The following is a 3525-nucleotide window of genomic DNA, read 5'->3' on the forward strand; positions in this document are numbered from 1 at the left end:
TACTACACGGTCTCCGCGTATCGGGAGTTCGGCCAGCACGTGGCGCAGTCGCTGACGAAGGGGAGCAGGGTCGTCGTGACGGGGCGCCTGCGACTGCGCTCGTGGCAGTCCGAGCACGGATGGCGGACGTCGCCGGAGGTCGACGCCGACGCGATCGGACCCGACCTTCGCTACGGCGTCACGTCGTTCCGCCCCCAGGAGCGGTCGACTTCGGAGGGAACACCTTCCGAGGCATCGGACACCTGGACGACGGCGACACCGGGCGGGGGCGATTCCTCCGAGAACGGAGCGCTCGCGGCCTCGCCGGCGACCGGCGCGGCGGGGGACTGGGGTGCGCCGGCCCCCGAGGCGGAGGCCACGCCGTTCTGACCGCGCGCGCAGCATGGCGCACGTAGACTCGGCAGGGTGTCCCCGCGCCTGCGAGATTCCCGCCGCCTGCATCCGCCCGTGACGCCCACGCGAGGCGCGGCCAGGACCGCGCTCGCCGCACTCGCGGTGTTCGGTGTCGTCGCGCTCGCCGGGTGCACCGCCTTCGCGGATGACCCGGACTCGACGGCGACGCCGACCGTGTCCATCGAGGTGACCCCGACGCCCACCGAACCGGCGGAGCCGGCGCTCCGTCCGGAGGGCACCGCCGCGGAGAACCTGGAGTTCTTCACCGTCGTGGTCGAAGAGGTGTGGGCGGCCGGGGGCGAGAGTGCCGTCGCCGGCAGAACGTACATCGACGCACTCACCGCCGCCGGTTTCGACAAGTCCGCGATGCAGGTCACCGAGGACACCTCCACGGTCGGCAACCCCGCTGAGAGCATCCAGTTCTCGGTCGCGTGGGGCGAGGAATGCCTCGTGGGACAGGTCGGTCCGGCGACGGGAGATCCGTTCACGGTCGTCGTCGATGCGCTTCCCGACGGGGGATGCCTGGTCGGTGCCACGCGTCCGATCGACTGGTGAGCAGGTCCGGCTACGGCGCGTCCGGCTACGGCGCGCGAGCGTCTTGCGGACCCGCATAGACTGGAGCAGCTATGGCTGAGTACATCTATCAGATGGTCCGCGCGCGCAAGGCCGTGGGCGAGAAGTTGATCCTTGACGACGTCACGATGTCGTTCATCCCCGGCGCGAAGATCGGCATGGTCGGCCCCAACGGCGCCGGCAAGTCGACGATCCTGAAGATCATGGCCGGCCTCGACCAGCCGTCGAACGGCGAGGCGAAGCTCAGCCCGGGCTTCACCGTCGGCATCCTCATGCAGGAGCCGGAGCTCGACGAGACCAAGACCGTGCTGGAGAACATCCAGGAGGGCGTCGCCATCAAGGCCAAGCTCGACCGCTTCAACGAGATCTCGGCGCTGATGAGCGACCCCGACGCCGACTTCGACGCGCTGCTGGCGGAGATGGGCCAGTTGCAGGAGGAGATCGACGCGGCCGACGCGTGGGATCTCGACTCGCAGCTGGAACAGGCCATGAGCGCCCTCCGCACGCCGCCCGGAGACGCCGAGATCTCGCACCTCTCCGGAGGCGAGAAGCGTCGTGTCGCCCTCACCAAGCTCCTGCTTCAAAAGCCCGATCTGCTCCTGCTGGACGAGCCCACCAACCACCTCGACGCGGAGAGTGTGCTGTGGCTCGAGCAGCACCTGCAGAAGTATGCCGGTGCGGTGATCGCGATCACCCACGACCGGTACTTCCTCGACAACGTCGCAGAGTGGATCGCGGAGGTCGACCGCGGGCGTCTCTATCCGTACGAGGGCAATTACTCGACCTACCTCGAGAAGAAGCGCGAGCGCCTCGAGATCCAGGGCAAGAAGGACGCGAAGCTCGCCAGACGCCTTTCCGAGGAACTCGACTGGGTCCGCTCGAACACCAAGGGCCGTCAGGCCAAGTCGAAGGCGCGTCTGGCCCGCTACGAGGAGATGGCGGCCGAGGCCGAGCGCACCCGCAAGCTCGACTTCGAGGAGATCCAGATTCCGCCGGGACCTCGCCTCGGCAACATCGTGATCGAGGCGAAGAAGCTGCAGAAGGGCTTCGACGGTCGTTCGCTCATCGACGGTCTCACCTTCAGCCTGCCGCCGAACGGCATCGTCGGCGTCATCGGTCCCAACGGTGTCGGCAAGACCACGCTGTTCAAGACGATCGTCGGTCTGGAATCGCTCGACGGCGGCGATCTGAAGGTCGGTGAGACCGTCAAGATCAGTTACGTCGATCAGACCCGTTCGAACATCGACCCGAACAAGTCGCTGTGGGAGGTCGTCTCAGACGGCCTGGACATCATCACCGTGGGCAAGACCGAGATCCCCTCTCGTGCCTACGTGTCGAAGTTCGGATTCAAGGGGCCCGACCAGCAGAAGAAGGCGGGCGTCCTCTCCGGAGGTGAGCGCAACCGACTGAACCTCGCGCTCACGCTCAAGGAGGGCGGGAACCTGCTGCTGCTCGACGAGCCCACCAACGACCTCGACGTCGAGACCCTCGGCTCGCTCGAGAACGCCCTGCTGGAGTTCCCGGGATGCGCCGTGGTCATCACGCACGACCGGTGGTTCCTCGACCGCATCGCCACCCACATCCTCGCCTACGAGGGCACCGATGAGGATCCCGACCGGTGGTACTGGTTCGAGGGGAACTTCGAAGCCTACGAGCAGAACAAGCTCGAGCGTCTCGGGCCCGACGCCCTCAACCGCGCGAGCTCGACGTATCGCAAGCTCACGCGTGACTGAGACCGGCGGCGGTCGGCTCCACATCCCCATCCATCTACGGTGGGGCGACCTCGACGCGTTCAATCACGTCAACAACGCGACGATGCTGAAGCTCCTCGAAGAGGCGCGCGTGCGTGCCTTCTGGCTGCCGCATGCCGGCGAGACCGCGCCGCCGACGGCCGTGCTCGATTCCGGGCTGCACAGCGGCGTGCTCACGCTCATCGCCCGGCAGGAGATCGAGTATCTCGCGCCGGTGCCCTACCGACGCGAGCCGCTCGATGTGCAGATCTGGTTCGGGCGACTCGGCGGGTCGAGCATCGAGGTCTGCTACGAGGTGTGCGGGCCGATCACCGACTCCGAACCGCACGTGTACGCACGGGCCACGACTGTCGTCGTGAAGGTGGACGCCGCATCCGGCCGTCCGATGCGGCTCTCGACGGACGAGAGGTCCGCGTGGGAGCCGTTCCTGGGTGATCCGATCAGCTTCGGCCACCGGCGCTGACTCCCCCCGTCACGACGCCGGGACGCGCACCATGACCTCCTGGGCGACGCTTGCCACGAGGGCGCCGTCCCGCGTGTAGAGCCGGCCGGTGCCGAGACCGCGGCCGCCGCGCGCGCTCGGGGATTCCTGCACATAGAGCAGCCACTCGTCGACGCGCGCGAAGCGGTGCCACCACATGGCGTGATCGAGGCTGGCGACCTTCAGGCCCGGCGTCGCCCACGCGATGCCGTGCGCGCGCAGGATGGACTCCTGGATGGACAGGTCGCTCATGTAGGCCAGGACCGCTCGGTGCACCAGGGGGTCGTCGCCGATGGGACGTCGCAGCCGCAGCCACACCGCCTGGCT

General features: G+C 67.9%; 5 protein-coding genes. 4 read left to right on the top strand and 1 reads right to left on the bottom strand.

The genetic code is table 11. The features are described from left to right. The 4 genes from B4E30_RS01515 to B4E30_RS01530 form a co-directional block, all read left to right on the top strand. On the top strand, positions 1-369 hold a 369-nt coding region (locus tag B4E30_RS01515; protein ID WP_286793207.1), incomplete at its 5' end, for a single-stranded DNA-binding protein. Positions 370-405: 36 nt separating this feature from the next. After that, entirely contained in the window at positions 406-948 is a 543-nt protein-coding gene (locus tag B4E30_RS01520; RefSeq protein ID WP_286793208.1) for a DUF6993 domain-containing protein, read from the top strand. Positions 949-1019: 71 nt separating this feature from the next. Further along, positions 1020-2699 carry an energy-dependent translational throttle protein EttA gene (gene ettA / locus B4E30_RS01525; RefSeq protein ID WP_286793209.1) on the top strand — a complete coding sequence of 560 codons (1680 nt, stop codon included), beginning with the start codon at positions 1020-1022 and terminating at the stop codon, positions 2697-2699. After that, positions 2692-3180 (top strand): acyl-CoA thioesterase, encoded by a 489-nt coding sequence (locus B4E30_RS01530; RefSeq protein WP_286793210.1) that lies wholly within the window; start codon positions 2692-2694, stop codon positions 3178-3180. The genes ettA and B4E30_RS01530 overlap by 8 nt, the downstream gene beginning before the upstream one ends. A 9-nt stretch (positions 3181-3189) precedes the next feature. Here the strand turns inward: B4E30_RS01530 and B4E30_RS01535 are convergent. Next, positions 3190-3525 (bottom strand): acyl-CoA thioesterase (locus tag B4E30_RS01535; protein ID WP_286793211.1); only part of this gene is annotated, 336 nt, incomplete at its 5' end.

This window comes from Microbacterium sp. UBA3394, from assembly GCF_002358725.1.
GTDB classification, from domain to species: Bacteria; Actinomycetota; Actinomycetes; order Actinomycetales; family Microbacteriaceae; genus Microbacterium; species Microbacterium luteum.